The 3891-nt window shown below is 54.6% G+C and carries 2 protein-coding genes; one reads left to right on the forward strand and one right to left on the reverse strand.

Annotated elements, in window-relative coordinates; all coding sequences use genetic code 11:
- Positions 1-135: 135 nt before the first annotated feature.
- Positions 136-1935 (reverse strand): carbohydrate-binding protein, encoded by a 1800-nt coding sequence (locus tag WX88_RS26355; RefSeq protein ID WP_046247423.1) that lies wholly within the window; start codon positions 1933-1935, stop codon positions 136-138.
- A gap of 432 nt (positions 1936-2367) precedes the next feature.
- Here WX88_RS26355 and WX88_RS26360 point away from each other — a divergent pair, with 432 nt between their 5' ends.
- Complete coding sequence (locus WX88_RS26360) at positions 2368-3771, forward strand: PQQ-dependent sugar dehydrogenase (protein WP_052733144.1); 1404 nt, start codon at positions 2368-2370, stop codon at positions 3769-3771.
- Positions 3772-3891: the final 120 nt, after the last annotated feature.

The raw sequence follows: 3891 nt of genomic DNA on the forward strand, positions 1-3891 counted from the left end.
GCCCACGTCCTAGACCAAGTTGGCTTATAGGCCGCAACTTGGGTTAAATAGGCATTTTATCGGCCAACAAGGTGGGGCTGAAACAAAGCAAGCGGCCCAGTTGGGCCGCCTGCTTGCTCACGAAATCAACAGCACTTACTTCACGAAGTGGCGAATAACCTGCTGCTGGTCTGCAGTAGCGATGACCAGCGTATAGACGCCCGAGGGCAGCGTCTCCACGTTCAGCGTGCCGCGCTCCACGGCACCCGTAGCTACTGACAGGCCATGGGCATTCAGGATGCGGTACTGACTGCCGGCTGCCACCAACTCTAAGCTTAAGTGAAGCTGGTCGACCACCGGGTTGGGATAAATATCCAAAGCCTTGCTCCTGGCTTCGGCAGGTGTTGGATTCGCCGAACGATTGCCTGCTTTGCTAATGCGAAACCAATTGATATTCCAGCGGCCCTTGGCCGCGTAGATGCCGAAGTTGTAGGTGCCCGCGCTGACGTTCACCGTGTGTGAAACGGTCTGCCAGTTCTGCCAGCCGCCTGTGTTGGGCACATCTACGGCGCCAAGCTGAATGGCATTGGCGTTCAGGTCGGCCGAGAGCCGGCCTCCCGTGTCGAGGCTCGACACACGATACTCGAAGAGGTAGGAGCCGCTGCTAGGGAAATTTACGTTGTAGTACGCCAGCCAGTCGTTGCTGTCGATGCCAGCCACGTTCTGCCCCCCGCCGGTGTCAGTCGTGGTTTCTTTAAACACGTCGCTTGATATACTGTACGTCTCGGCTTCTACAAATTTGCTGGCCCCGGAGGGGCGCACTTTCAGTGAGGAAACGTTGTCGTTCCAGTCGGCGCTGAAGCAGCTGAGGTCTGAATTAATCGTGACCGAGGTCCCGCTGAAGTTGTCATCGAAGAAGAGCTGTGCTTCGTAGCCATTAGCTACTTTCAGCGAAGAGATGGCGTCGTTGGTGACGCCCCGCGCTTGCAACTGGCTCAACGTATAGTCGCCCGTACCGAGCCCTACAGCCGTGCCGCCGTAGTTACAGTCTTGGTAGAGAGTGGCAAACCGACTGGTATTGCCCGGCTGCGGCGGATATATTACATTGATTCGCTGTGCTAACTCCTTTAGATTGATGTTGTTATCATTATACACCCATAGGAAACCACCTTTCGAACGGCAATTGTCTCGGGCAGAAGTCATTTTGCTGGCCACGGTACTGGCATTAGCATAATTCAGGTCACCGGTGTGCATTTCAATGTTATTCAGGTTCCAGCCGCAAGGATTATTGCCGGCCCCACCCTCATACCATTGCAGGTAAACCTTATCTACCGCCCCGCCGCGTTGGTTATTCACGTTGGTAGCCAAGCTCTGCCAATACCCTTTGTTGGTGTAAGGTGCCAGTGTCGTCTTAAAGCCAGCATCGGCCAGCATCACATGGAAAGCGGTTGCGCTGTTTACATCATAAGCTTCTTCGTCATCGTTATTGATGGCGTCTATTGCTGGAATGGCATTCTTCAACGCCTTAAAATTGCGGTAGAGGATGCTGTTGGTACCAGCACCTTGTGAGTTGACAAGGTTGCGGATATTGGTATAGGAGTGGTTGCCCCAGCCCCCAACGCACGATTCTACCCGGTTGATAGAGGTTGCCCCGGCCTTTAAAGAGGTCACGTCGGCCACATAATCAGGATTGGTGGCGCCGAAGACATATGTTCCATTTGAGCATATGGTCTGACCATCAGTTGTTAAATCCCCATTCGGTTCTACGCTGATATTAAACAGAATCACGTAGGTAAAGCCAGACGCTTTGAGGTCGGTGACGGTATTATTTCGTTCCCGGCGAAAATGGCCACCCACGTATATTCCGGACTGCGCGAACACATCCAGGCATCCGAGGGAGATAAAAAGAGCGCAGGTAAGCAGATACTTGCTAAAAAGAGAAAAGATGTTTTTCATGGCTTGAAAGGTTGTGAGGGTAAGGAAGTTTGAGCTATGACAAGAGCGGCGGCTATAAGCAGGGAACCGCAAGGCGTGGCAGAACAAGTTCATGGAGATGGCTGCTGAGCTGGGATGCAGCCGGTATTCGGAATAGCAGTGGATTTGGTCCTGGCATCGACAGATGGCAGCAGCCCGGCAGCATATCGGCCAAATGGTTGCGTCATGATAAAATTGTACTGATTGGCAGAGAAGTAAAAAGAGTGCAAAAAATAATTCCAGGTATTGCTTGATGTTGTTCTAATGTACTGTAAATAAGTGAGATTGCAAGAAAGGCCAGCGTTGATAAAATGCAAGAACAGACTCTCAAGTCTTATTTATCCGAACAATAGTTTCGTTAGCTGATTTGATAGCGAGGTCCTCCATAACTTCTCGTTTTCTCCGCCTGATGCCATGAAATTTCTACGCCACACCCTGCTAGCCTTATCGACATTAGGGCTGCCCCTCGTTGCGAGTGCTCAAAACCCCGCCCTGACTACTTTCCCCGTGGGCACCACCACCGTCACGGCTTCGGCGGTAGCCACCAACCTCAATGTGGTATGGGAAATAGTGTGGGGCCCCGACAACTTCCTCTGGGTGACCGAGCGCTTCGGTCGCATCAGCCGTGTGAACCCCGCCACCGGCCAAGTGCTGCCCCTGCTCACTTTGCCCGACGTGACGCCCGTGGGCGAAAGCGGCCTGCTGGGCATGGTGCTACACCCGCAGTTTGCTACCTCGCCCTACGTCTACATCGTGTATAACTACACCAACGCCGGCGACCTCAAGGAAAAGCTCGTGCGCTACACCTATTCGGCCGCGGCTGGCACACTCACCGCGCCACTGGTACTGTTGGATGAGATCGATGCTACCACCACGCACAGTGGTTCGCGCCTGCTTATCCTCGCCGATGGCACCTTGCTGATGACCACCGGGGATGCGCAGCAACGACCCCGCGCCCAATCCCTGGCCTCTACCAATGGTAAAATCCTGCGTCTGAACCTCGATGGTACCGTTCCGGCTGACAATCCCGTGGCTGGCAGCTACGTATACACCCTGGGGCACCGCAACCCGCAGGGCTTGGTGCAATTACCTGATGGCCGCATCTACAGTTCGGAGCACGGCCCGAACAATGATGACGAAGTCAATAAGATTGAAGTCGGCCGCAACTACGGCTGGCCCGACGTGGAAGGCTACTGTAACCTACCTGCCGAAACGGCTTTCTGCGCGACCAACAACGTTCGTGAGCCCCTCACTACCTGGACGCCCACTATCGCCCCAGCCGGCCTTGCTTATTACGACCATCCAGCCATTCCCGGCTGGCGTGGGTCACTATTGCTGGCTGTTCTCAAAGAGCGAAGCCTACTGCAGTTGGCGCTGGATGCCCCCGGCACAGCCATTATTTCCCGCACAGATTTTCTGGCAAGAACCTTTGGCCGGCTGCGGGCCGTCTGTGTGTCGCCACAGGGCAAGGTGTATTTAGGAACCAGCAATAGAGGCCAGATTGCTAGTCCCGCCGCTACCGATGACCAGATTATCGTGCTCGAAAACCGTGCATATATCCCTACCGCTACCCGTACCAACGCAGCAGCCTTCACGTTCGACCTTTTCCCCAACCCAGCCCGTCGCCAGGCCACCGTGCAGCTGCCCGTGCCTAATATTCGCCTCACCGTGCGCGACCTGCTGGGCCGCACGGTTCTAACGCAGCGCTCCAGCACCACCACGGCAACCCTAAACTTAGCCACCCTTCAGGCCGGCAGCTACCTCGTGCAAGCCGACGGACCCAGTGGCAGCGCTGTCCGCAAGCTGGTAGTAGAGTAAGTTGAGAGATACCTCAAACCAAAAAGAGCCGGCAATTGCTGGCTCTTTTTGGTTTCGAAAAGTGATACTAGAAGAAGTTATTCGAGGACGACTTTTCGGGTGAGAGTTTGTCCGCGGTCG

Origin of the sequence: Hymenobacter terrenus, assembly GCF_000972495.1 — a bacterium.
Classification (GTDB): domain Bacteria; phylum Bacteroidota; class Bacteroidia; order Cytophagales; family Hymenobacteraceae; genus Hymenobacter; species Hymenobacter terrenus.

Excerpts from the sequence above, each read along its gene's own strand:
- WX88_RS26355 (WP_046247423.1), bottom strand. The coding sequence starts at position 1,935 with ATGAAAAACATCTTTTCTCTTTTTAGCAAGTATCTGCTTACCTGCGCT.
- WX88_RS26360 (WP_052733144.1), top strand. The coding sequence starts at position 2,368 with ATGAAATTTCTACGCCACACCCTGCTAGCCTTATCGACATTAGGGCTG.